The sequence below is a fragment of the Streptomyces filipinensis genome, from assembly GCF_014649495.1.
In the GTDB taxonomy this organism is placed as follows: Bacteria; Actinomycetota; Actinomycetes; order Streptomycetales; family Streptomycetaceae; genus Streptomyces; species Streptomyces filipinensis.
In genome coordinates, this window is the sequence record NZ_BMTD01000002.1 from 412,602 (window position 1) to 436,795 (window position 24,194).

Here is a 24,194-nt window from a genome sequence, read left to right on the forward strand (position 1 = left end):
CGCCGTCGCGTCGCCGTGAAGAGACTAGGGAAGATCTGTGAAGCCCGTGAGCCGTTCTGATAAATAGCCTGTTTCGGAACGGGGGTGGGGGTAGTGGGATCTATCCGAACACCTGCTCACATTCGGACAGTTCGCACTTTGTCGATCCGATGTGTTCGTGCAGCTCAGCGCCTGGCCCGGTGCGGGTCAGCGGTGGTTGAGCACGTCCCGCAGCCGCTCCGGATCGGTCGTCGGCGCGTCACAGGTGAAGTGACGGCAGACGTAAGCCGCCGGTTGACCGGCCACCAGCGGACGGCCGGCGAGCAGCGGGAACTCGTCACCCTCCGCAGCACCGACGGCGACCACGGCGCCCGGGGCGGTGCCCAGAAGCGCCGCACGGTGCAGGGCGGTCGTCCTCGCGTCCGCGGGGTCGGGCCCCACGACGGCGACCTCCCGGGGCCCGTCGAGGAGGGCCTCGGCGACGGCGAGGCCCCAGCCGATGAACCGGGGCACGCGCGGTCCGAGGGTCTTCACGACCCCCAGCGCCCGTTCGGCGGCGGTGCGGTGGGCCTCGGAGCCGGTGTGGGCGGCATAGCCCAACAGGGCGCCGGCCGCCGCGGTCCAGCCCGACGGCGTGGCGTTGTCGGTGGGGTCCTGCGGCCGGCGGATGAGCTGCTCGGCGTCGGAGGCGGTGTCGAAGAGCGCCCCGGTCTCCGGGTCGGTGAAGCGGTCGAGCACATGGCCGAGGAGCAGCCCGGCGAAGTCGAGCCAGACGCCCTCGCCGGTCACGGACGCGAGCGCGAGGAAGCCCTCGGCGACGTCGGCGTAGTCCTCCAGCACGCCCGCGTTGGGGCCCACGCGGCCGTCCTTGCTGGTGCGGGCGAGGCGGGCGTGCTCGTCGAGGTGGACGCGGACGAGGAGGTCGGCGGCGCCGAGGGCCGCCTCGATCAGGTCGGGCCGGTCGAAGTAGGCGCCGGTCTCGGCGAGCGCGGCGACGGTGAGGCCGTTCCAGGCGGCGACGACCTTGTCGTCGCGCCCCGGCGCGGGGCGCTCGGCGCGCTCGGCGAGCAGCCGCTCCCGGATGGAGGCGATCTCCTCGGCGTCGAAGACGCGGTCCGTCTGCGGCAGCTGGAGGACGGACCACCCGTGCTCGAAGGTCCCCTCGTCGGTCACGCCGAAGTACTGGACGGCCAGGTCGCCGTCCGCGTCCCCGAGGACGGCGCGCAGCCGCTCGGGCGTCCACACGTAGTACGCGCCCTCGACGTGCCGTCCGCTCCCGTCGTCGCTGTCGGCGTCGAGCGCGGAGGCGAACCCGCCCTCCTGGGTGCGCAGTTCCCGCACCAGGAAGTCGGCGGTCTCCAGGGCGACGCGCCGGGCGAGCTCCGAGCCGGTGGCCCGCCAGAGGTGGGCGTACACCCGGCAGAGCAACGCGTTGTCGTACAGCATCTTCTCGAAGTGCGGCACGATCCAGTCGCGGTCGACGGAGTAGCGGGCGAAGCCGCCGCCGAGCTGGTCGTAGATGCCGCCGCGGGCCATGCGCTCGCAGGTGTCCTGGGCCATCTGCAACGCGCCCTCGGCGCCGGTCCGGGCGTGGTGGCGCAGCAGGAACTCCAGCGCCATGGACGGCGGGAACTTGGGCGCGCCGCCGAATCCGCCGCGCTGCGGGTCGTACTCGCGGGTCAGCCCGAGGAGGGCCTGGGCCAGTTCCGGTTCGCCGGGCGGCTGCGGGGCCTGCTGGACGATCTCCCGCTGGGCGAGGTCGCGGACGATCTTCCCGGCGACCTCGGAGACCTCGTCACGCCGGGTGTCCCAGGCCTGCCGCACGCCTTCGAGCACCTGCCGGAAGGAGGGCATCCCGTGCCGCGGCGCGGGCGGGAAATAGGTCCCGAAGTAGAAGGGCTCGGCGTCCGGGGTGAGGAACACGGTCATGGGCCAGCCGCCCTGCCCGGTGGCGGCCTGCACGGCCTCCATGTACACGGCGTCGACGTCGGGCCGTTCCTCGCGGTCGACCTTGACGCTGACGAAGTGTTCGTTCAGGTAGTCGGCCGTCTCCTGGTCCTCGAAGGACTCGTGCGCCATGACATGACACCAGTGGCAGCTGGAGTACCCGACGCTCAGCAGCACCGGTTTGCCGGCCGTCCGGGCCTCGTCGAAGGCCTCGGCGGACCAGGGCCACCAGTGGACGGGGTTGTCTGCGTGCTGGAGCAGATACGGGGACGTCTCATGGGCCAGTCGGTTCACCGTTCCACTCTCCCACGGGCTCGGGCGCGGCGTAGAAGCGCAGGTTCACGTGGCGTGCCCCCTCGGGGGCGTCCTCGCGGGTGTGGCCGTAGAGGTCGAGCAGTTCGTGGTAGGCGCGGACGAAGGCGTGCAGGTTCTCCTTGGTCATCCAGGTGCCGCTGCGCTGCACCTGGGCCCAGCCCTCGGGTCCGCGGTACTCCTCGTGGGCGCGGCGGAAGAGCCGGGTGTCGGCCTCGATCTTCAGCAGGGCGAGCTGCTCGGCGGCCGCGTACTCCTCGGGGCTCATCGTGGCCGGGTCGGGCGTGGTGTGCCGGAAGGGGAGGCCCCGCCACCACCTCTCGCGCCCGCCGGACTTCTCGGGGATCTCCTCGATGAGCCGCTGCTCGGCGAGTTTGCGCAGGTGGTAGCTGGTGGTGCCGGAGCTCTCGCCGAGTTCGCGGGCGAGCACGGTGGAGTTCGCCTCGCCGTGCCGGCCGAGGTAGTCGAGGATCCGGCGGCGCAGGGGGTTGCCGAGGGACTTGTAGAGAGCGGTGCGCTCCAGGCTGGACATCTCGGGCATGCCGTCGGTCATGCGGCCACGGTAACCCTGAGAACCCTGAGAAGCCCCTGAGGTGTGCCGATTTTTCTTTGCAGACTTTTCTCTGCGGTCTACGGTGGAGGCAGTCGATCGGAGGCTGTCGGCGCGCGCGACGAGAGGGGGCGGACGTGAGGAAGAAGTGGCCCTGGGTTCTCCTGGGAGCGACGGCGGTCCTGCTGGTGCCGTGGATGGTGGTGCTGGCCGTGACACTGCCGGGCAGCACGGAGGTGGACCACTGGCCGCTGGCCTGGGTCGGCCTCGACGTCCTCATGGCCACGGGCTGCGCGGCGACGGCCCTGCTCGGCCTGCGCGGCGACGCCAGAGCCCGCCTCACGGCCTCGGCGACGGCGTCGATGGCGGTACTGGACGCCTGGTTCGACATCACCACAGCGGGCGCGGGCGCCCCCCTGACCGAGGCCCTGCTGTGCGCGCTGGCGGAGGCGGGCCTGGCCGGGGCGTGCGTGTACCTGGCGGTGGGCGGCTGCCCGGACCGGTGCCGGACGAGATGACCTCACCGGCCCCCGGTCGCTTCGGCGATGCGGCGAGGTCAGCACACGCATCGGCGCCCGGCCCGTGAGAGCGTCCCCTCCACGCACACAGGGCGGTCGCGGCAACTCCCCGACTCCCCACCGAGAACCACCCCTCCCGCTTCCGCGTCCTGGGAAGGACACTCATGGACGACGGAGTTGCCGCCGGAGGGGGACGGGACATGCGGGACGGGCATCGGGCGGAGGCCGAGCGGCTGCTCGTGCGGGCTGTCGAGGAGGAGGTCCGGCGCTCGGGCGGGCGGATCGACGGGCAGGTGCTGCTGTCCCGGGCACGCGGCGCGCTGGACGAGCTGGCGGGGGCGGCCGGCGAGGAGTACGAGACCTACACCCGCGCGCTGGACGAGACCGAGGCGGGCACACTCACCTTCGGACAGCGGTACGCCCGCCAGGGCGCCGGAACCGCCTTGCTGGTGGCGGCCGTTGCGGCGGTGGCCGCCGCCGTGGCCGACCTGTCGCTCGGCACCGGTGCCGGTACGGCCGTCGGCGCGGGCCTCACCGCGGGCGTGGCCGGCGCCGCCGCCTCCGTGGCGAAGGCGGCCGGGGCCCATGTGCCCGCCGCTCATCACCACGCGGGCGCCGCCGGACAGCCCGGCGGACCCGAGCAGCTGCGGCTGCAGTGGCTGACCGCGCTGGAGGTGCGCGGCATCCGGCCGTTCCTCGACCAGCAGCGGGTGCTGAGCGCCGCCACCGGCCCGAAGAAGACCGGCGGACCCACGCTGCGCGGCGCGGACAAGAGCGCGGCGGCCCGCCGGCGCACGGTACTGGAGCAGTCCTTCGGGCAACTGCCGGACGCGGACGGCCCGTTCGCGGGGCGCCGGGCGGAGCTGGCGCGGATCCGGCAGTGGGCGCAGGCGGCCAGAGCGGCCACGGAGACACGGCCGACCGTGGTGGTACTGCACGGCGAGCCCGGCTCCGGCCGGACCACGCTCGCCGTGCGCGCGGCGCACGACCTGCGCGACCACTTCCGCGGCGCGGTGGTCGTGGACCTGCGCGGCGGCACGCGCGAGGAGGCGCCGCTGCCGACGCGGGACGCCCTGCTGCATCTGCTCAACCGGCTCGGCGCACCCCGCGAGCAGCTGCTCTTCCGCGAGCGCTCCTCCCCCGACCAGCAGGTCAAGCGGCTCGGCGAGCTGTACCACCAGCATCTGACCGGCCTGCCCGTGACGATCGTCCTGGACGACGCCTCGGACCCGGAGCAGGTGCGGGCGCTGGTGCCCGAGCGCTCCGACAGCCTCGTCCTGGTCACCGCCCGTACCGCCCTCGACCTCCCCGCCGACCTGCCGGCCTGGATCCACCACCTGCCGGTCGAGGCACTGGACGCGGCCGGTGCCGAGGAACTGCTCGGCGCGGCCGCCGAGGACGCGTCGGGCCCGTACGACGCCGAGTCCGCCGACCGGATCCGCGCGTCGTGCGCCGGGCTGCCGCTGGCGCTCAGGGTCGCGGGCTCCGCGCTCGGTCCCCGCTCGCCCCGGCAGCTGGCGGCGGACCTGGGCGCGTACGGGCCGGTGGAGCCGGTGGAGCGGGCCCTGTGGCTGCGCTACACCGACCAGCCGGAGCCGGCGCGCCGGCTGTTGCGCAGGCTCGCGCTCGCGGGCCGGGCCTCGCTGGGCGCCGCGGCCGCCGCCGCCCTGCTCGCCACCGACGAGGCGGAGGCCACGCGCCACCTCGCCGCCCTCGCCGCGGCCGGCCTCATCGACCATGTGCGCGGCAGCCGCTACCGGCTGCACGACCTGGTGCGCGCCTTCGCCCAGGCCCGGCTGCTGGACGAGGAGGACCCGGCCGAGCGCACCGCGGCGCAGGAACGGCTGATCGTGAACTACGCCGAGCTGGCCGACTCGGTGCTGCGCCTGGTCGACGGGAACATGTCGACGCGCTCCCACCAGTTCGGCTCGCACGGCTTCACCTCGCTGGACGAGGCGCTGCGCTGGCTGGACGACGAGTCCAGCTTCATCACCGCGGCCCTGCGGCACGCGGAGGGCGTCGACCAGTCGGCGGTGCTGAACCTCCTGGGCGCGCTGTGCGACTACTGCCTGCTGCGCGGCGACCTGTACCGGCTGGGCGAGATCAGCGAGCTGACGCAGGCCGTGGACCAGGGGCTGCTGGTGCGCTCGGTGCAGTGGCGCACGGGAATCGCGGCCCGGCAGCTGGGCGAGCTCGACAAGGCGCGCACCACACTGGCCTCGGTGGTGGACCTGTACCGGGAGGCGCACCACGACGCCGGTGCGGCCCGCGCCCTGTGCTCCCTCGGGATCACCCTGCACCACCAGGGCAACCTCACCGAGGCCGCCGCCAGGCTGCAGGAGGCACTGGTCCTGCAGGCGGCGCCGGAACTGGCGACGGACCGGGCCTGGACGATGCACGCCCTGGCCGCCGTCCAGCGCGACCGGGCCCGGCTCGCCGAGGCGCTGGAGCTGCTCACCCGTTCCCTGGTCCTGCACCGCGAGGGCGGCTCGCTGCACGGGGAGGCCTGGGCGCACTTCCAGCTCGGCCAGCTGGCACTGCGGCTGGGGGACGCACCGCGCGCGGAGACCGAGCTGCGCGCCGCCCTGGAGCGGTACGGCCAAACGCGCGACGCGCGCGGCGAGGCATGGGCGCTGACCCAGCTGGCCCGGGCCCGCATGGTGGCCGGTGACGCCTCGCCGGCCGTGGAAGGCTTGAGGCAGGCCGCCGCCCGGCACCGGGAGAACGAGGACGCGCGCGGCGAGGCGTGGACGCTGTACTACCTGGGCCAGGCACTGGAGGAGAGGGGCGACCTGGATCTGGCGGTCCGCGACCTGGAGCGGTCCCGGACGATGTTCTCCCGGATGCGGGACGTCTACGGCCTCGCCTGCGCCCGGCACCACTCCGCCCGGGTCACCCGCGACCAGCGGGCCGCGCAGACCGGCTCGCTGCGCAACTCCGGCTTCGCCCGGCAGCTCCTCGTGGACGCCCGCACCGACTTCCAGCGCATCGGCGTCGCCCACGGCGAGGCGTGGACCTGCCTGGAGCTGGCGGTGGTCGACGCGGGCAACGCCCGTACGCAGGCGGCACTGGCCCTGTGCGACGAGGCGCTCGACCTGTTCCTCTCCTACGGCGACCGGCGCGGCGAGGACTGGGCCCGCTTCCTGCGCTGCACCCTGCTGCCGTACGCGGCGCCGGGTGGTCTTGAGGTGGGCACGGCGGTCTCCCAGGAGGAGCTGGCCCAGCTGGCCCGTGCCGACCACTCCCTGCGGGACGACAAGCTCGCCGACTACGTCTCGGCGTACGCCCTGCTACTGGAACGCGGCGTCAGCCTGGAGGACGGCTGGCAGGCCTGGCGCCTGCGCATGACTCCGGACCGCCACGCCCGTGAGGTGATGGGGGTGGCGGTACCGGCGTGGCGCTGAGGCCCGGCGTCAGCCCTGCCGTGCCGTGGACTCGGCCTTCCCGGCCTGCTTCTCACCGGGCTCCGGGGCCTCCTTGAAGTCGACCCTGCGCATGTGCTTGCTCATCGACTTCATCAGGCCCCACACCGCCAGAGCCATCACCGCGAAGACGATGAAGCCGAGGACACCGGGGGTGACCTTGTTCTGGTCGACCTCCTTGGCGAGGGGGACGAGGTGCGTCACTGCCAGGCTCACGCTTGCACTCATGTCAGGCATTGTCCCGGATGCCCGCGAAGAGGTCGTCCTCGGGGAGGGAGGTGTCGACGAGGGACTTCGCCAGCTCGTACTCCTCCGTCGGCCAGACGTCCTTCTGCAGCTCCATCGGCACCTTGAACCAGCCGCCGTCGGGGTCGATCTGCGTGGCGTGCGCGATCAGCGCCTTGTCACGGATCTCGAAGAAGTCCGCGCACGGAATGTGCGTGGTCAGCGTGCGCTCGGTGCGCTCGATCTCGCTCCAGCGCTTGAGCCACTCCCCGTACGGCGACTCCAGGCCACGGTCGAGCATCGCCTGGTGCAGCGCCTCGGTGCGGGGGCGGTTGAAGCCCTGGTTGTAGTACAGCTTCAGCGGCTGGTAGGCGAGGCCGTACTCGCTCTCCGGGTACTTCTCGGTGTCCGCCGCGCCCTCGAACGCCACCATGGAGATCTTGTGCGTCATGATGTGGTCGGGGTGCGGGTAACCGCCGTTCTCGTCGTAGGTGGTGATCACCTGCGGGCGGAAGGAACGGATCTTGCGCACCAGCTCGCCCGCCGCCTTGTCGACGTCCTCCAGGGCGAAGCAGCCCTCGGGCAGCGGCGGCAGCGGGTCGCCCTCGGGCAGGCCGGAGTCGACGAAGCCGAGCCACTCCTGGCCCACGCCGAGGATCTCCCGGGCCTCGTCCATCTCCTTCTTGCGTACCTCGTGGATGTGCTCCTCGATGTACCTGTCGCCCTGCAGCTTGGGATTGAGGATGGACCCGCGCTCTCCGCCGGTGCACGTCACCACCAGCACGTCCACCCCCTCGGACACGTACTTCGCCATGGTGGCCGCGCCCTTGCTCGACTCGTCGTCGGGGTGCGCGTGAACGGCCATCAGTCGCAGCTGGTCAGTCAAGACTCAATCCTCGTTAAGTCGGCGCCCCGTGTCTTCGGTGCGATCGGCGGCTTCTATAGTGACGGAATCGGGGGGCGAATAATTCCGGGTCCGGTTCTGCCGAGAGGACGATCATGAGCACGGCGAGCACGCGGCTGCCCGAGGGCCGCTACGGCCGTTCCTCGGACGAGCGTGCCGACCGCAAGCTCAAGATCTCCGGCGCGGTGCTCGGCGCGGTGCTGCTCGCCCTGGTCGGCTACTTCGCCTACCACTACGTCGTGCAGACCAAGATCAGCGCCCAGGTGATCACCTTCGACGCCACGGACCACGCGGTCAAGGCGCATCTGGAGGTCCACAAGGACTCCGGCACCGCGGGCTACTGCACCCTGCGCTCCCAGGCGGCGGACGGCTCCGAGGTGGGCCGGGCCGACTTCCGCTTCACCGGGCCGGCCACACGTATCGACAAGGTCGTCACGCTGCGTACGACGGCGAAGGGCACGACGGCCGAGCTGCTCGGCTGTCACGCCGGCTGACGAGGGGCCGGACACTCCCTGGCGCCACCAGGAATGCGTAGGCGCTGACCTGCGTTGATGTGATTCTGATGGCTTATGTCCTCCCCCTTTCGGCCTTGAATTGTTAGGCTCGTGGTTTCGCCCATCCAAGAGGGAACATGCTTCTGGGGAGGGCGATGCTTTGTATTCCCAGTACCGACGAGGAGCACCCTGTGACCCAGACCAGCGAGAACGTCACCTGGCTGACCCAGGAGGCGTACAACAAGCTCAAGGTCGAGCTTGAGTACCTTACTGGTCCTGCGCGCACGGAGATCGCCGCCAAGATCGCGGCCGCGCGCGAGGAGGGCGACCTGCGCGAGAACGGCGGGTACCACGCGGCCAAGGAGGAGCAGGGCAAGCAGGAGCTGCGTGTGCGGCAGCTGACCCAGCTTCTCGAGAACGCCAAGGTGGGCGAGGCCCCGGTTTCGGCCGATGGTGCCGTCGCGCCCGGCATGGTCGTCACGATCGCCTTCGACGGTGACGAGGACGACACGATGACGTTCCTGCTCGCCTCCCGCGAGTACGCGAGCGCGGACATCGAGACCTACTCGCCGCAGTCCCCGCTCGGCGCCGGCGTCATCGGCCACAAGGTCGGCGAGGACGCGGAGTACGAGCTGCCGAACGGCAAGAAGGCCTCGGTGACGATCCTGAAGGCCGAACCGTACTCGGGCTGATCCACCCACCGACAGGACCTTGAGCCCCCGGTGTCCACCGGATTCCACCGGACACCGGGGGCTTCGCCGTGTCCGGGACCGTCAGGTGCTGGCGGAGCGGTACTTGCGGACCGCGAGCGTGCGGAAGACGGCGATGATCAGTATGGAGTAGATCAGCGAGGCCCAGACCGGGTGCTCCATGGGCCAGGCGTGTGAGGTGGACCGGCCGGGATTGGCGAAGAACACACGGCAGGCCTGCGCGGTGGCGCTGAAGGGGTTCCACTCGGCGATGTGCCGCAGCCAGGGCGTCATGTGGCCTGGGTCCACGAAGGCGTTGGAGATGAACGTGACCGGGAACAGCCAGATCAGCCCGCTGGACGTGGCCGCCTCGGGGGTGCGGACGGACATGCCGATCAGGGCGCCGATCCAGGTGAAGGCGTAGCCGAGCAGGAGCAGCAGCCCGAAGGCGGCGAGCACCTTGCCGGCGTTGGTGTCGCCGTTGGAGCCGACGCGCCAGCCGACCAGCAGGGCGACCACGGCGAGGACGACGAGCGTCACGGCCGTCTGCACCAGGTCGGCGAGCGTACGCCCGGTCAGCACCGCGCCGCGCGCCATCGGCAGGGACCGGAAGCGGTCGATGAGCCCCTTGTGCATGTCGTCGGCGATACCGGCGCCGGAGCTGGCGGTGGCGAAGGTGACGGTCTGCGCGAAGATGCCCGCCATGAGGAAGTTCGTGTAGTCGACGGGACTGGCGCTGCCGCCGATCTGCATGGAACCGCCGAAGACGTAGGTGAACAGCACCACGAACATGATGGGCTGGATGAGCCCGTAGATGATCATCTCGGGGATTCTGGACATGCGAATCAAATTGCGTTTCGCAACGACCATCGAGTCGCGGAAGGACCGGCTGACGGGATTGCCGGGCGGTGCCACGCGCACGGCTTCGCTGACGGCGCTCACTTGACGGCCTCCTTGCCGTTCGCCTCGCTCGGGTCGGCTGTCTCGGCGACGTGTCCCGTCAGCGACAGGAAGACGTCGTCGAGGGTGGGGCGGCGCAGTCCGATGTCGTCTATCTCGATCCCGCGGGTGTCCAGCTCACGGATGATCTCGGCGAGCAGCTTGGCGCCGCCGGTGACGGGGACCGTGAGCCTGCGGGTGTGCTCCTCGACCGTGACGTCGCCGTTGTCGAGGCCGCGCAGGCTGTATCGGTCCAGCAGGGCGGCGGCGTCCGCGATGTGCTCGCGCTCGTGCACCACGACCTCGACGCGCTCCCCGCCCGTCTGGGCCTTGAGCTGGTCGGAGGTGCCCTGGGCGATGACGCGGCCGTGGTCGACCACCGCGATGTCGTGGGCGAGGTGGTCGGCCTCTTCCAGGTACTGGGTGGTGAGCAGCAGGGTCGTGCCGCCGGAGACGAGCTGTTTGATGACCTCCCACAGCTGCTGGCGGTTGCGCGGGTCGAGTCCCGTGGTCGGCTCGTCCATGAACATCACCGGCGGCGAGACCACGAGGGCCGCGGCGAGGTCGAGCCGGCGGCGCATGCCTCCGGAGTAGGTCTTGGCGGGGCGGTCGGCGGCGTCCGCGAGGTTGAACTGCTCCAGCAGCTCGGCCGCGCGCTGCTTGGCCGCCTTGGCCCGCATCTGGTACAGCTGCCCGACCATCTGCAGGTTCTCTCGGCCGGTCAGGTACTCGTCGACCGCCGCGAACTGGCCGGACAGGCCGATGGAGCGGCGTACGGCGTCGGGATGCTTGAGCACGTCCACGCCGGCGACGACCGCTTTGCCGCTGTCGGGGCGCAGCAGGGTGGTGAGGCAGCGGACGGTCGTCGTCTTGCCGGCACCGTTCGGCCCCAGGAGGCCGAGGACCGTGCCCTCGGGCACGTCCAGGTCGACACCGTCGAGAGCCCTTACGTCGCCGAAGGTCTTCACCAGGCCTTCGGCATGGATGGCGCCTGGCATGTCTGTCTCCACGTCATCGGGGATGTCGGGCGGCACTTTTTTCTTCTGAACGGGTTTCTTCGCAAAGGCTAGGTTTGATCGCCTTGTCGCGCCCGGCCTTTTCGCGGGTACGGCGGCGCGGGCCGGCGACCACACCTCCCCACCATAACGCGATGTATCGCGTCCTACAATGCGGTTCACCCGGACGGGTGACGAGTCCTGCCAGGCGTCAGCCGATGACCGTGTATCCCGCGTGCCGCAGCGCCTGGCCGACCTCGGCGCAGTGCGCCGGGCCCTTCGTCTCCAGGTGCAGCTCGACCTCCACCTCCGTGAGCCCGAGCCGGGGGTCGGTTCGTACGTGACTGACGTCGAGGACGTTGGCGTCGACCGCCGACAGCACCCCGAGCAGTGTGGCGAGAGCGCCCGGGCGGTCCGTCAGCCGGAGCCGGACGGCCAGGTAGCGGCCCTGCGCGGCCATGCCGTGCCGCAGCACCCGCTGCATCAGCACCGGGTCCACGTTCCCGCCGGAGAGCACCGCGACGACGGGGCCCTCGAAGGCGTCCGGCGCGGCCAGCAGCGCGGCGACCGGACTGGCCCCGGCCGGCTCCACGACCAGCTTGGCCCGCTCCAGGCACAGCAGCAGCGCGGCCGACAACTGGTCCTCGCTGACCGTGCGCACCTCGTCGACCAGGTCCGCGATGATCCCGAACGGCACCAGGCCCGGCCGCCCCACCTTGATGCCGTCGGCCATCGTCGCCGGGTTCTCCACCGACACCGGGTGGCCGACGGCCAGCGAGGGCGGATAGGCGGCCGCGCCCTCCGCCTGCACGCCGACGATCCGGACCTCGGGCCGGATCGCCTTCACCGCGACCGCGATCCCGGCCGCGAGCCCGCCGCCGCCGACACCGACGACGATCGTGCGAAGCTCCGGGCACTGCTCCAGGATCTCCAGGCCGACCGTGCCCTGGCCCGCGATGATGTCGGGGTGGTCGAAGGGGTGGATGAACACCGCGCCCGTCTCGGCCGCGTACTCCTCGGCGGCGGCCAGCGTCTCGTCGACCACCTGGCCGTGCAGCCGCACCTCGGCGCCGTAGTCCCGGGTCGCGCTGACCTTCGGCAGCGGCGCGCCCTTCGGCATGAACACCGTGGAGTGCACACCGAGCAGCGACGAGGCCAGCGCCACGCCCTGCGCGTGGTTCCCGGCGCTCGCGGCCACCACACCGGCCGCCCGCTCCTCCGGCAGCAGCCCGGCGATGCGCACATACGCGCCGCGCAGCTTGAAGGAGCCGGTGCGCTGGAGGTTCTCGCACTTCAGATGCACGGGCGAGCCGACCAGCCGGGACAGGTACCGGCTGCCTTCCAGCGCGGTCACCCGCGCGACACCCGAGAGCATCCTCTGGGCACCGCGCACATCGTCGAGGGTGACGGAACGCAAGGAGTCGATCGTGCCGTAGCTCATGACTCCAGGATCGCAGTTCACGCTCGTACACGACTCGTGCGACCAAGCTGCGAGACCGGTTTGCGCAGCGCCGGTACGGCTTGGCGCCGGGCCGCGTACCCTGTCCCCCAACCCAGCAGCCCTTCATGAAGCGAGCCTCCGGCCATGCCCACAACACCTGGAATGTCGATGGACATGACGACCGTCGGTGACACCGGCCTTCTCGACACTCTCCAGCACGAGGTGGCGGTGTTCGCCCGCCGTGCCGAACAGACGCGGCTCGGCGGTGTCGGGCAGGTGCGCAACTCCATGGACCGCGCGGCCTATCTGCTGCTCAACCGCCTCGACAAGGAAGGCCCGATGGGCGTCAAGGCGCTCGCCGCGAGCATGGGCATCGACTCCTCCACGGTCACCCGGCAGGTGGCTCCGCTGGTCGACACCGGGCTCGTCAAGCGCACCTCGCACCCGGAGGACGGGCGTGCGGTGGTGCTCCAGCTGTCGCCGCGCGGGGTCGCCCGGCTCGAAGAGGTGCGCTGTTCCAGACGTCAGCTGATGGCCGAGCTGACACACGACTGGGCACCGGAGGAGCGCGAGCAGTTCTGCACGCTCCTGACCCGCTTCAACCACGCGCTCTCCGCGCGGATGACGGTGCAGGGGACCGGTCCGGTGGAGCAGTCGCCTGCGTCCTGAGGCGGACGGCCGCCTCGGCACCGGACCACCGGGCGCCCGGCGGTACTGGTCGGCTCCGGAGTCTTGACCCCGGGCCGCCGCTGGCCTCATATGAGACCGGGTCCTGTCTGGTACGCGGTTCACCTGTCCCGTACCGGGCAGGGCTCCTCTAGGGGGAGGCGCGGTGCGTGATCGGCAGGTGTCCCGAAGTGCCCGCCGGGCCCGGGAGTTCGAGGCGTTCGCCGCGGGTGCGGCCGGACGTCTGCTGCATGCCGCCACCCTGCTCACGGCGGAGGCCCCGCATGCCAACCCCCGCGCGCGGCGCCTTCTGACGCTCGCGCTCGCCCACACCTACGCGCGCTGGGACCGGCTGCACGGCGAGGATCCGTACGACTGCGCCCGCCAGTACCTCGCCACCCGGTTCGCACGCGCGACCTGGCACCGGTACGCCGCCTTCGGCCACGCCCGCCCGGATCCACGCAGTCCGCTCGCCGCGCTCACCGCGCAGGAGCGGCTGATCCTCGTCCTGCGTCTGTACGAAGGCGTCGCCGAAGAGCAGGCAGCGGCCCTGCTCGGCCTGCCCAGGGAACGCGTCCACACCATCTGCGACCGCGCGACCGCCACCCTGCTGCACCCGGCCCGTCCCACGGGCCCTCGGACGGCGGGCCGGAAGGTGGTGCCGTCATGAGGGGGCGGGGCGGCAAGAGCACTCGGGGTGGTTCTCGCGGCCCGGTGACATCGGCGCCGCCGCGCGAGGGGAGGCCGGGGTGAACCGGGCCGAGCGGGAGGGCGCCGCGCGGCAGATCATGGAGCAGGTTCCGCCGCCGGTGCCGCCGGACCTGTGCGGGGAGGCGGTGCGCCGTGGCGAGCGCCTGCTGCGGCGCAGGCAGCTCGTCCGCCGGATGCTGTGGCTGCTGGCGTGTGCCGCGGCCGTCGCGTTCAGCGTCTGGGCGGCGCGTGTGCACCCGTGGGCGGAGCCGCCCTCCCAGACGACTCCGCCGATCACCGGCTGGTGAGCCGGTGCCGTTTCGGCTAGCCCAGGGCCTGCTGCAGGTCCGCCAGCAGGTCGTCGACGTTCTCGATACCCACGGACAGGCGCACCAGGTCGCCGGGGACCTCCAGCGCGGAACCGGCCGCGGAGGCGTGCGTCATCCGGCCCGGGTGCTCGATCAGCGACTCGACGCCGCCGAGGGACTCGCCGAGGGTGAACACCTTGGCCCGGTTGCACACCTCGACCGCGGCCTCCTCGCCGCCCTCGACGCGGAAGGACACCATGCCGCCGAACGCCTTCATCTGCTTGGCGGCGACCTCGTGGCCGGGGTGCTCGGGCAGGCCCGGGTAGAGCACGCTGGTCACGCGCGCGTGCCGGGTCAGCATGTCGGCGATCTTCGTGGCGTTCTCGCTGTGCCGGTCCATCCGCACCGCGAGGGTCTTGGTGCCGCGCAGCACCAGCCAGGAGTCGAAGGGGCCGGCGACGGCGCCCATCGCGTTCTGGTGGTAGGCCAGCTCCTCGCCGAGGCCCTGGTCGGAGACGATCAGCGCACCGCCGACCACGTCCGAGTGACCGCCCATGTACTTGGTGAGGGAGTGGACGACGACGTCCGCGCCCAGCGACAGCGGCTGCTGGAGGTAGGGCGTGGCGAAGGTGTTGTCGACGACGAGCTTCGCGCCCGCGTCGTGCGCGACCTGAGCGAGGGCGGCGATGTCGGTGATGCCGAGCAGCGGGTTGGAGGGGGTCTCCACCCAGACGGCCTTGGTCTTCGGGGTGATCGCGGCCCGTACGGCGGCCGGGTCGCTGGTGTCGGCGACGGACCACTCCACGCCCCAGCGGGTGGCGACCTTGGCGAAGAGCCGGAAGGTGCCGCCGTAGGCGTCGTTCGGGATCACCACGTGGTCACCGGGGGTGAGCAGCGTGCGCAGCAGGGTGTCCTCGGCCGCCAGACCGGACGCGAAGGCGAGGCCGCGACGGCCGCCCTCGAGTGCGGCGAGGTTCTCCTCAAGGGCGGTACGGGTGGGGTTGGCGCTGCGGCTGTACTCGTAACCGCCGCGCAGCCCGCCGACGCCGTCCTGCTTGTAGGTCGAAACCTGGTAGATGGGCGGGACGACCGCGCCGGTGAGGGGATCCGCGGTGTTGCCCGCGTGGATCGCGAGGGTCTCGAAGTGCTGACTGATGTGCCTGTCGCTCATGTCCACCGAGCGTAATGCGCTCGGCCGTATGCTGGCGCCCGCGCGGCTCACACGCCGCCGAACCGAGGGATTTCCCCGCGTCGCCCGGGCGCTCACGCCGTCCTGTCATGGACGGGCCCGGAGTTTTCCACAGCCCGGTGGTGGGGTTCGCCAATTGCCGGCGGCGTCTGGTTCGCTTGGGGCATGGCGATTCTCTGGCTGCTGATGGCGCTGCTCATGCTGAGCTTCGTGCTGCTCCCGCTCATGCGGCGCAGGCGCGGGGTGATCGAGCAGGTTCCCCCGGGGCACCCGGACGCCGCCGACCCGGCGGCCTACGGCTTCGTGCGCCAGGAGGAGCTGGATGTGCGTATGCCGGGGCCGGACCAGGATCTACTGGACGTGCTGGAGCTGGTGCAGAGCACGCAGGACTATCGTGCGGCCTCCCAGCTGCTGGCCGGCACCGGCGCCGAGGAGGAGCAGCGCTGGCAGCGGGTGCAGGCCTTCGCGGGCGCCGCCGCGCTGGAGCTGCAGCAGCGGCCCGGCGGGGTGCACGAGACGCCGGGCGGCCAGTGGCTGCGGGTGTGGCGGGCCGAGCAGCCCAAGGACGCGGGCGTCGCCGCCGTCTACGCGGAGTTCCTGGTGCAGCAGGCCTGGCGGACGTCGACGCCGGGCACGGACGACTTCCGGATCATCATGGAGGAGGCCCGGGACGCGTGCGCGCAGGCGGCCCTGCTCGCCCCCGGCGACCCGGTGCCGTACGTCATCGAGCTGTCCGTCGCCCGCGGACTCGCCTATCCGCAGGCCGAGTTCGACCAGCTGTGGCTGAAGATCCTCGACCGCGCGCCACACCACATGGGCGCGCACCTCGCCGCGCTGCACCACTGGTGCGAGAAGTGGCACGGCTCGCGCGAGCAGGCGTACTCCTTCGCCGAGGCCGCCGCGGCCCGCGCCCCGCAGGGCTCGCTGCTCGCCGCGCTCCCCCTGTTCGCGGTCTTCGAACACCTCCCCGAGGTGAACCTGGTGGCGAGCTTCTACCAGAGCGAGGTCGTCACCAAGGCGATGCACGGCGCCCTGCACGCGGTGCACTCGGCCCACCCCGACGACCCGATGCTCGCGCACGTCCGCCATCTGCTGATCTTCTTCCTGGTCCGCGCCGAGCGCTGGCAGGAGGCCATGCACCAGCTGATACACGTCGACGGGCACATCGGCGCGCTGCCCTGGACGCTGTCCGCCGACCCGGCCGCCGAGTTCGCCGTCTACCGCGCCCTGGCGGTGGCCGGTTACGAGGCCAACGGCGGCAGCCCGGCCGCCCTCCCCGGCTGACCACCCCACCCACATCCACACCCTCCGTCCGAGCCTGCACCGCCCGGTATCCGCGTTGCCCTCCTGACCTGCGGTAGGGCATACTCCGGCATCCCCCCACATCGCACCACCGGCACCACGGCACCACCCGCGCCGACCGGCCGTCGGCCAGGCCCGGGCCGCGTGCTGCCCTGGTCGTCATGTCCTGTTTCTGAGGTCCTGTGGGGGGATCTGCCCGATGGGCGCAACTCTGCGCGCGCTGCGCGCTCTCGTCCTGCTGCTCGGTTTCTATCTGCTGAGCCTCGTGCTGCTGGCGGCACTGTTCGGTCTCGACGTCGCCGTGTTCACCTGGGGACACGGCCCGGTCGCCGTGAAGCTCGCCATCGTCTCGGTGCTGCTCGCCGTCCCCGTCGTCCGCGGCATGTTCATGCTGCGCACACCCAGGGGCGAGGAGGGTCCCGGCATCCCGGTCGCGGAGGCCGAGGAACCCCGGCTGTGGGCACTGGTCCGGGATGTCGCGGCAGCGGCCGGCACCCGCGTCCCCGACCGGATCCTGCTCACCGGCGACGTCAACGCGTCCGTCAGCGAGGAGCCGCGGCTGCTCGGCCTGCGCCCCGGACCGCGCCGGCTGCACCTCGGGGTACCGCTGCTGACCGGTCTGACCGAGGCCCAGCTGCGGGCCGTACTCGCCCACGAGTACGGCCACTTCACCGGCGGCGACACCCGGCTGTCCGCGCTGGTCGTGCGCGGCCGGGTGCAACTGGCCCGCGTCATCGGGCAGTTCCACGCCAAGGCGGACGGAAAGGTGGCCGCCGAGCGGGCGCGGCAGGAGGAGGCCGCCGCCAAGCGGATCGCCAGGGGCAAGAAGGCCAAGCAGGTCGACACCTCCGGTTCCGGGGCGACGTACCGGACGATGGCGAGGATCTACACCGCGTACGCGAAGCTCTACATGCGCGCCTCGCTCTCCACGGCGCGCGGCCAGGAGTTCGCCGCCGACCTGGCCGCGGCACGGATCGCCGGACGCGACGCGACGGCGTCGGCGCTGCGCGAGATCCCGGTGCTGTCCGCGTCCCACGGCTTCTACCTCGACTCCTACGCCACCCTCGGGCTGAACGCCCGACTGCTGCCGCCGCGCGGTGAGTTCTTCGGGGGTTTCGGCAGGCTGCTGACGGCCCGTGAACCGGAGCTGGTGAAGCTGCGCTCGGAGCTGCCGGAGGAGGCGGCCTCGCCGTACGACTCCCACCCGCCGATCGCCGAGCGCGTACGCCGGATCGAGGCGCTGCCCGTGGACGGCCGCACCGACGAGGCCAAGGGTGCGGCGCTCGCCCTGCTCACCGACCCGGAGCGCACCCTGGCCATGCTGGAGGACGCCGTCCTGACCGACGAGGTGCTCGCGTTCGGGCGCACGGCCGGCTGGGCGGAACTGCTGGACGCCTCGATGGCCACGGGCCTGTCCGCCGCGCACACCCCGCTGCACCGTGCGCTGGCCGACCACACCGGGCAGCCGCCGACGCTGGCCACGCTGCTGCAGGTCATCGACGAGGGCGGGCTGTGGGGCCTGGCCGAGAGGGTCCCGCTGTCCCAGGAGGCGGCCGCGGCGAAGGGGCGGGTGTTCCGCGAGTTCGCACGGCCCGTGCTGGCCAGGTCGCTGCGGACGATGGTGCTGGCGGAGTTCAGCGCCCGTTCGCTGCTGCACTGGGAGTTCTCCTGGTCCCGCCCGGCCGCCGTACGACTGCCCGGCTGGAGCGCGCTGACCGCGCAGGACGACGGTCCCGAGGCCGCGCTGGACGCGGCGGTGGACGCGGCGCTCGCCGACCACCCCGACACCGCCCCGCTGCGGGCGCTGCTGCCCCCGGCGGCGCAGCACGCCTGACGACCGGCCCGCGCCCCGCGACGCACGGCAACCAGCAACGAACGACAGCCGACGACCGGCAACGACCGACGCCCCACCACCGACCACCACCCACCGATCATCGACGAACGGATCGAACCCTGCGATGACCGTCCTCCTGTGGATCCTGGGGATCCTGGCCCTTCCCGTCGTGATCGCCGCCGTGTGGTTCACCGGCGTGTTCGTGAAGGAACTCTTCTCGCCCAGCCCTCCCGGCCCCGACGAGGCGGAACAGGCCGCGCAGCGGCTCGGCCTGCTGCCCGCCGAGGAGCAGGACACCGAACACGCCGCGCCGCTGCCCGAGGAGTGGTCGGCCGCCGTCACCGCGGTGCGCGGCGGTGACTGGCGGCCCGCCGCCGAGCTGCTCGGCGACATCGGCCGGGACTGGGAGCGCCGTTCGACGGTCACCGCGCTGCTGGGCACGATCGCGGCCGAGGAGGACGCCTGGCTCCTGGCCTGGGAGGCGGCACGCCCCGAGGACCCGGACGCGGCCGTGGTCAGGGTGCAGAGCACCGTGCACCTGGCCTGGGAGCTACGCGGTTCGCTGCTGGCCGAGAACACGACGCGGGAACAGTTCGACGGCTTCCACCGCATGCTGGCCGCCGCGCGGGAGGAGGTCGCGCGGGCGGCCGCGCTGAACCCCGACGACCCGACGCCGTACATCGTGGAGATCTGGGTGGCGCTCGGACTCGGCTACTCGCACGCGGAGATGGACAAGCTGTGGGCGCAGATCACCACGCGTGCCCCGCACCACTACGGCGCCCACTACGCGGCGCTGCAGTACTGGTGCGCGAAGTGGCGGGGCTCCGAGGAGCTGGCGTTCGAGTTCGCCGAGCGGGCGGCGGCCGAGGCGCCGCTGGGCAGTCTGCTGACGGTGCTGCCGCTGGTCGCGCACTTCGAGCACGACAGCTCGACCGGTGTCGCGGCCGACGGTACGCCGGAGATGGTGGCCCGGGTCGACGCGGGCCTCGCGGACGCGGCGGCAGCGGCAGCCGCGGATCCCGGCCGGCCGGGCCTCGCCCAGCTGCGCCACCTGCTGGCGTTCTACCTGCACCTGCAGGACCGGCACGAGGCGGCGCTGGAACAGTTCAAGCTGGTCGACGGGTACGTGGACGCGGTGCCGTGGAGCTACCGGGGCGACGGGGCGGCGGCGTACTACTGCCGGGTGCGCAACGAGACGGCGCGGGCCGCCGACCTGCTGTGATGTGTCCCACCTGCTCTTGTCACGACGGAGAGGCGTACCTATGTTCGCCATATGTCCGCCCAAGACACCCCCCTTCCCACCGAACCGGTCGACTTCGCCGTCGATCTCACCGGCCATGAGATGACCCGGCGGGCCCACGTCATGGAGGCGCTCGGGGCCGGCTGGGACCCCGTCGAGGCACTGCGCGGCGAGGAGGAGGCGTACGACATGCTGTACTCCGGGCTCGACCCGGAGCAGCAGCGGCTGTACGACGACCTCGTCGCGGCCGGCGTCCTCCCACGGCGCGGGGACGGCCGTGCTTCCGCTTGATCCCCAGGCGGACATCGGGCGCCGCGCCTGGGTGACCTGCCCGAACTGCGCGGACCACCGGGGCTGCGCCACGTGCGAACAGCGCCGCAGGTGCTCGCGGCACTGGCGCTATCTGCTCACCAACACCGGCAGCCTCCTGCACCTGCAGTGCCCCTCGTGCCGGCATGTCTGGGACCACGAGACGGGCTTCGGGGCCACCCGCACCCGCTGGACGCGCAGGAACAGCGGTCTGCGACCCCAGTAAGGAGCCCGCCGTCGTGCGCCATGCGCCGTGCGCGTGAGCCGTGCGCGTGTGCCGGGGCCGACGTGCCGGTGCGGTCGTTGCCTCCGGCAGGGGTGGTGATCACCGTGGACGGGGTGATCCTCGTTCCGGGCTGGATGTGGCGACGGGAGCCGGTGGGCCGGGGTGCGGTCGCCGGCCTCGCCGCCGGGGTCTTCTTCGGGGCTTTCGTCCTCCTGGAGGCCGGGTCGTGGGCGGGCGCCCTGGTGGTCTTCGTGGTGCTGAGCCTGTTCCACGGGACGCGGGTGGCGCGCCGGACGGACCGGGCCTGGCCCGGCGCCAGGGACCTGGACGGCGCCGAGCGCGCGACCGTGGTCCGCGCCACCCGGCGCGGTGAGGCCGTCACCGATCCCCGGCTGGCGCCCTTGGTCGTGGAGTACGCCGGTGCCCTGCGCCGGACCGCCGAGGAGGACCGGCTGCGCCGCTGGATCGTCGTGCTCGTCACCGTGCTCGCGGTCGCTCTCGCCGTGAACGACACCGTGACGGGCCCCACCGGCGTGACCGTCGCCTCGTGGCTGGTGGTCGCGCTCCTGCTGGCCGACCTGCTGTGGTGGCCCCGCCGACGGGCCCGTCTCCTGGACCGGGCCGGCCGGGCGGAGGCGTCGGCCCGCCGTGTGACGGCCTCCCGGGAGCCGACGGACGACCCCTGACCGGGAGCCGGTGGACACCCCCTGCCCGGGAGCCGACCGACGACCCGCGAACGGGAGAATCGGACGCCCCCGACCGAGAGCCGACGGGCGACTCCCGAACGGGAGACGACGGACGACGCCGGCGGCAACGCGGCCGCTCCGCTGGGGGCGGGGGCGCGGACCGGCCGGTAAATCCGGCGACGGCGGCGGCCCCTCCCCCGTACATTCGCCGCTCGCGGAACGACAAGGGGAGGCAGCAGGGATGAGCACGTTTCTGATCGGCGGCGGATGGGACACGGCCGAGGTGTACGAGCCGTTCGTCCGTGCGGTCGGCGGGGGCCGGCGCATCGGGTGTCTGATCGTCGACGAGGGGGACGGAGCGGCGCAGTTCGAGCGGTATGCCGGGGCGCTGCGGAAGGCGGGACCGTGCACGCCCGTGCCGTTGCTCGTGCCGCTCAGCGGCCGGTTCGAGCCGGAGGAGGCGCTGGAGGACGGGCCGGACGGGATCGGCGGACTGCTGGTGTGCGGCGGTCTGACGCCCGCCTACCAGGAGGCGCTCGCGGACTGCCGGGAGCGGCTGGCGGGGCTGCTCGCCGGGCGCGGGATGCCGTACGCGGGCTTCTCCGCCGGTGCCGCCGTGGCCGCGCGGCGGGCGGTGGTCGGCGGGTGGCTGGCGGACGGGGTGCCGGTGTGCCCGGAGGAGACCGGGGAGGATCTGGCGGAGGTCGAGGTACGGGCGGGGCTCGGACTGGTGCCGTTCGCGGTGGACGTCCACGCGGCGCAGTGGGGGACGCTGGCGCGGCTGGTCGGGGCCGTCGCGCGCGGGCAGGTGCCGTACGGGGTCGCCGTGGACGAGAACACGCTGGTCACCGTGGAGGGCGGGGAGGCCCGGGTGGCGGGCCGGGGGCGCGTCCATGTCGTACGGCCGGACGACGGCGGGGGTGTGCTCGTGCGGGCCTGCCGGGCTGGGGAGTGGTTCGCCGTGGAGTAGGGGGCGGGGCGCCGGGGGAGTCCGCCACGCCGGTGGACGGCGTCGCGCTGACCGCGCCCCGGCCGGCCCGCCGTCTCACCCGCACCCCGCACGCGCACCCTGCTGCCGCCGCTGGAGACACCGGTCGGCGGGCCCTGTCGGCTGTGGCTGCCGGGCCGTCGGCGCACGCCCGCCTGAGGGCGTCAGATCGTGGCCGTGTCGATCACGAAGCGGTAGCGGACGTCGCTGTTCACGACCCGCTCGTACGCCTCGTTGATCTGGTCGGCGCGGATCAGTTCGATCTCGGCGCCCAGGTTGTGCTCGGCGCAGAAGTCGAGCATCTCCTGGGTCTCCGGGATGCCGCCGATGCCGGAGCTGCTGATGCTGCGGCGGTGGCCGAACACCGAGGAGAGCAGGATGTTCACCGGCTCCTCGGGGATGCCGACGTTCACCAGCGCACCGTCGGTGCGCAGCAGGGACAGGTAGGCGTCGAAGTCCAGCGGCGCAGAGACCGTGTTGAGGATGATGTCGAAGGTGCCCTTGAGGTCCTCGAAGGTCTTCGGGTCGCTGGTGGCGTGGTAGTGCGTGGCGCCCAGCTTCAGACCGTCGTCCTTCTTGCGCAGGGACTGGGAGAGGACCGTGACCTCCGCGCCGAGGGCGGCGGCGATCTTCACTCCCATGTGCCCGAGGCCGCCCAGGCCGACGACCGCGACCCTCTTGCCCGGGCCGGCGTTCCAGTGCCTGAGGGGCGAGTAGGTGGTGATGCCGGCACACAGCAGCGGGGCGGCCACGTCGAGGGCGAGGCCGTCGGGGATGCGGACGACGTAGTTCTCGTCGACGACGATCTTGTGCGAGTAGCCGCCGTAGGTGGGCTGCCCGTCCTTGCCGACGGAGTTGTACGTCCAGGTCGGGCCGCCTCCGGTGCAGTACTGCTGCAGACCGGCCCTGCAGTTGTCGCACTCCCGGCAGGAGTCGACCATGCAGCCGACGCCCACGCGGTCGCCGACGGCGTACTTCGTGACACCCGGGCCGACCTCGGAGACGACGCCCGCGATCTCGTGACCGGGCACCATCGGGAAGATCGCGGTGCCCCAGCCCTCCCGCGCCTGGTGGATGTCGGAGTGGCAGATACCGGCGAACTCGATGTCGATGAGGACGTCGAACTCGCCGACCGCGCGCCGCTCGATCGTGGTCCGCTCCAGCGGGGCCTTCGCGGCAGGCGCGGCGTAAGCAGCAACAGTGGTGGTCATGCCGGGTTCTCCTAGCGATGTCATCGTGCCCGGCTGCCTTTCCGCCGGGCACGCAACCACTCTCTCTCACGCTACGGCGCCCACCCAGACCACGCCTCTGCGTACGTCTGCCGTGCCTACCACTGGCGGGGTCAGGTTCCTGTGCGTACGACCGTGAATACTGGACGTATGGAGAACCACCCGCTGCCCGCCTCCCCGCCGCTGGACCGGCGGGCCGAGCTGAGCGAGTTCCTGCGCAGTCGGCGGGCCCGCCTGAAGCCGGAGGACGTCGGGCTGCCCGATTTCGGCCGGCACCGGCGCGTGCCGGGGCTGCGCCGCGAGGAGCTCGCGCAGCTGGCCGGGGTCTCGGTGGCGTACTACACCCGCCTCGAACAGGGCAACGGGCGGAACGTCTCGGCGGAGGTCCTCGACTCGATCGCCCGGGCGCTGAGGCTGTCGGACGCCGAGCACGCGCACCTGACGCATCTGGCGAAACCGAAGTCGCACAAGAAGAAGCCGTCGGCGCGCCAGCAGCAGGTCCGCTCCTCGCTGCGCCAGCTGCTGGACACGATGGACGGCGTGCCGGCCTACGTCGTGGGGCGCCGCTCGGAGATCCTCGCCTGGAACCGGATGGCGGCGGCGCTCTTCGGGGACTGGGCGGAGCTGCCGGCGGCCGAGCGCAACTGGGCCCGGCTGGTGTTCCTGCGCCCGGACTACCGCGACCTGTTCGTCGACTGGGAGCAGAAGGCGATCGACATCGTGTGCGCCCTGCGCATGGACGCGGGCTGCTACCCCGACGACCCGCGGCTGTCGGCGCTCGTCGGTGAACTCTCCGTCAAGAGCGAGGAGTTCCGCCGGCTGTGGGCGACCCACGACGTCAAGGAGAAGAGCCACGGCGTCAAGCGCCTGCACCATCCGCTGGTGGGCGACCTGTCCCTGAACTTCGAGTCGTTCCGCCTGACGGACGACACGGACCAGTCCCTGCTGACCTACCACGCCGAACCGGGCTCCCCGTCCGCCGACTCCCTGCGGCTGCTGGCCAGCTGGGGCACGGACGCGGCCCACACGGTGCCGTCGGCCTAGCGTCCCGCCTCCGTACGCGAGGGGCACCCGGAGTCCATGACTCCGGGTGCCCCTCACCTCAGGGAGCG

General features: G+C 72.3%; 24 protein-coding genes. 15 read left to right on the forward strand and 9 right to left on the reverse strand.

Annotated features, from left to right (window positions below; all coding sequences use genetic code 11):
- Nucleotides 1-186: 186 nt before the first annotated feature.
- Both IE244_RS06865 and IE244_RS06870 read right to left on the reverse strand, forming a co-directional pair.
- A complete protein-coding gene (locus IE244_RS06865) occupies nt 187-2,220 on the reverse strand; it encodes a thioredoxin domain-containing protein (RefSeq protein ID WP_191871720.1) in 2,034 nt (677 codons plus the stop codon).
- The gene (locus tag IE244_RS06870; RefSeq protein ID WP_191871721.1) at nt 2,201-2,791 is read right to left on the reverse strand and encodes an ArsR/SmtB family transcription factor; all 591 of its coding nucleotides are present in this window, start codon (nt 2,789-2,791) and stop codon (nt 2,201-2,203) included. The genes IE244_RS06865 and IE244_RS06870 overlap by 20 nt, the downstream gene beginning before the upstream one ends.
- 134 nt (nt 2,792-2,925) lie before the next feature.
- Between IE244_RS06870 and IE244_RS06875 the strand changes: the two genes are divergently transcribed.
- The gene (locus IE244_RS06875; protein WP_229853986.1) at nt 2,926-3,306 is read left to right on the forward strand and encodes a hypothetical protein; all 381 of its coding nucleotides are present in this window, start codon (nt 2,926-2,928) and stop codon (nt 3,304-3,306) included.
- A gap of 200 nt (nt 3,307-3,506) precedes the next feature.
- Nucleotides 3,507-6,710 (forward strand): tetratricopeptide repeat protein, encoded by a 3,204-nt coding sequence (locus IE244_RS06880; protein WP_191872127.1) that lies wholly within the window; start codon nt 3,507-3,509, stop codon nt 6,708-6,710.
- A 9-nt stretch (nt 6,711-6,719) separates the two neighbouring features.
- Here IE244_RS06880 and IE244_RS06885 read toward each other — a convergent pair whose 3' ends face one another.
- Nucleotides 6,720-6,965 carry a hypothetical protein gene (locus IE244_RS06885; RefSeq protein WP_191871722.1) on the reverse strand — a complete coding sequence of 82 codons (246 nt, stop codon included), beginning with the start codon at nt 6,963-6,965 and terminating at the stop codon, nt 6,720-6,722.
- Nucleotides 6,958-7,818 carry a mycothiol conjugate amidase Mca gene (gene mca, locus IE244_RS06890; RefSeq protein WP_191872129.1) on the reverse strand — a complete coding sequence of 287 codons (861 nt, stop codon included), beginning with the start codon at nt 7,816-7,818 and terminating at the stop codon, nt 6,958-6,960. The genes IE244_RS06885 and mca overlap by 8 nt, the downstream gene beginning before the upstream one ends.
- Nucleotides 7,819-7,952: 134 nt before the next feature.
- On the opposite strand from mca, the gene IE244_RS06895 reads away from it, so the two are divergent.
- A complete protein-coding gene (locus IE244_RS06895) occupies nt 7,953-8,351 on the forward strand; it encodes a DUF4307 domain-containing protein (RefSeq protein WP_191871723.1) in 399 nt (132 codons plus the stop codon).
- A 191-nt stretch (nt 8,352-8,542) separates the two neighbouring features.
- Complete coding sequence (gene greA / locus IE244_RS06900; RefSeq protein ID WP_031163922.1) at nt 8,543-9,043, forward strand: transcription elongation factor GreA; 501 nt, start codon at nt 8,543-8,545, stop codon at nt 9,041-9,043.
- An 81-nt stretch (nt 9,044-9,124) separates the two neighbouring features.
- Here greA and IE244_RS06905 read toward each other — a convergent pair whose 3' ends face one another.
- The 3 genes from IE244_RS06905 to ilvA all read right to left on the reverse strand — a co-directional run bounded on the left by IE244_RS06905 (nt 9,125) and on the right by ilvA (nt 12,415).
- A complete protein-coding gene (locus tag IE244_RS06905; RefSeq protein ID WP_191871724.1) occupies nt 9,125-9,982 on the reverse strand; it encodes an ABC transporter permease in 858 nt (285 codons plus the stop codon).
- Nucleotides 9,979-10,977, reverse strand: a complete 999-nt coding sequence (locus IE244_RS06910; RefSeq protein ID WP_191871725.1) for an ATP-binding cassette domain-containing protein — start codon at nt 10,975-10,977, stop codon at nt 9,979-9,981. The genes IE244_RS06905 and IE244_RS06910 overlap by 4 nt, the downstream gene beginning before the upstream one ends.
- A gap of 208 nt (nt 10,978-11,185) precedes the next feature.
- On the reverse strand, nt 11,186-12,415 hold the full coding sequence (gene ilvA / locus IE244_RS06915; RefSeq protein WP_191871726.1) for a threonine ammonia-lyase: 1,230 nt from the start codon (nt 12,413-12,415) through the stop codon (nt 11,186-11,188).
- Between the two features lie 162 nt (nt 12,416-12,577).
- Here ilvA and IE244_RS06920 point away from each other — a divergent pair, with 162 nt between their 5' ends.
- From IE244_RS06920 to IE244_RS06930, 3 genes are all read left to right on the forward strand, one after another.
- On the forward strand, nt 12,578-13,084 hold the full coding sequence (locus IE244_RS06920) for a MarR family winged helix-turn-helix transcriptional regulator (RefSeq protein WP_191872131.1): 507 nt from the start codon (nt 12,578-12,580) through the stop codon (nt 13,082-13,084).
- A gap of 163 nt (nt 13,085-13,247) precedes the next feature.
- Nucleotides 13,248-13,751 carry a sigma factor-like helix-turn-helix DNA-binding protein gene (locus IE244_RS06925; RefSeq protein WP_191871727.1) on the forward strand — a complete coding sequence of 168 codons (504 nt, stop codon included), beginning with the start codon at nt 13,248-13,250 and terminating at the stop codon, nt 13,749-13,751.
- A gap of 79 nt (nt 13,752-13,830) precedes the next feature.
- A complete protein-coding gene (locus IE244_RS06930; protein WP_191871728.1) occupies nt 13,831-14,079 on the forward strand; it encodes a hypothetical protein in 249 nt (82 codons plus the stop codon).
- A gap of 16 nt (nt 14,080-14,095) precedes the next feature.
- On the opposite strand, the gene IE244_RS06935 is transcribed toward IE244_RS06930, so the two are convergent.
- Nucleotides 14,096-15,250 carry a cystathionine gamma-synthase gene (locus IE244_RS06935; RefSeq protein ID WP_191871729.1) on the reverse strand — a complete coding sequence of 385 codons (1,155 nt, stop codon included), beginning with the start codon at nt 15,248-15,250 and terminating at the stop codon, nt 14,096-14,098.
- Nucleotides 15,251-15,433: 183 nt separating this feature from the next.
- Here IE244_RS06935 and IE244_RS06940 point away from each other — a divergent pair, with 183 nt between their 5' ends.
- From IE244_RS06940 to IE244_RS06970, 7 genes are all read left to right on the forward strand, one after another.
- The gene (locus tag IE244_RS06940; RefSeq protein WP_191871730.1) at nt 15,434-16,552 is read left to right on the forward strand and encodes a hypothetical protein; all 1,119 of its coding nucleotides are present in this window, start codon (nt 15,434-15,436) and stop codon (nt 16,550-16,552) included.
- A 217-nt stretch (nt 16,553-16,769) separates the two neighbouring features.
- Nucleotides 16,770-18,404: a M48 family metallopeptidase gene (locus tag IE244_RS06945; protein WP_191871731.1), complete on the forward strand. Its 1,635-nt coding sequence runs from the start codon at nt 16,770-16,772 to the stop codon at nt 18,402-18,404.
- Between the two features lie 124 nt (nt 18,405-18,528).
- Complete coding sequence (locus tag IE244_RS06950) at nt 18,529-19,626, forward strand: hypothetical protein (RefSeq protein ID WP_191871732.1); 1,098 nt, start codon at nt 18,529-18,531, stop codon at nt 19,624-19,626.
- A 51-nt stretch (nt 19,627-19,677) separates the two neighbouring features.
- Nucleotides 19,678-19,935, forward strand: a complete 258-nt coding sequence (locus IE244_RS06955; protein ID WP_191871733.1) for a DUF6400 family protein — start codon at nt 19,678-19,680, stop codon at nt 19,933-19,935.
- On the forward strand, nt 19,922-20,179 hold the full coding sequence (locus IE244_RS06960) for a hypothetical protein (protein WP_191871734.1): 258 nt from the start codon (nt 19,922-19,924) through the stop codon (nt 20,177-20,179). Before IE244_RS06955 ends, IE244_RS06960 begins: the two co-directional genes overlap by 14 nt.
- Nucleotides 20,180-20,292: 113 nt before the next feature.
- Nucleotides 20,293-20,865 (forward strand): hypothetical protein, encoded by a 573-nt coding sequence (locus IE244_RS06965; RefSeq protein WP_191871735.1) that lies wholly within the window; start codon nt 20,293-20,295, stop codon nt 20,863-20,865.
- 241 nt (nt 20,866-21,106) lie between these two features.
- On the forward strand, nt 21,107-21,835 hold the full coding sequence (locus tag IE244_RS06970; protein WP_191871736.1) for a type 1 glutamine amidotransferase family protein: 729 nt from the start codon (nt 21,107-21,109) through the stop codon (nt 21,833-21,835).
- Nucleotides 21,836-22,017: 182 nt separating this feature from the next.
- Here IE244_RS06970 and IE244_RS06975 read toward each other — a convergent pair whose 3' ends face one another.
- A complete protein-coding gene (locus IE244_RS06975) occupies nt 22,018-23,064 on the reverse strand; it encodes an NAD(P)-dependent alcohol dehydrogenase (protein ID WP_191871737.1) in 1,047 nt (348 codons plus the stop codon).
- A 168-nt stretch (nt 23,065-23,232) separates the two neighbouring features.
- On the opposite strand from IE244_RS06975, the gene IE244_RS06980 reads away from it, so the two are divergent.
- The gene (locus IE244_RS06980) at nt 23,233-24,126 is read left to right on the forward strand and encodes a helix-turn-helix domain-containing protein (protein ID WP_191871738.1); all 894 of its coding nucleotides are present in this window, start codon (nt 23,233-23,235) and stop codon (nt 24,124-24,126) included.
- The last annotated feature ends 68 nt before the right edge of the window (nt 24,127-24,194 follow it).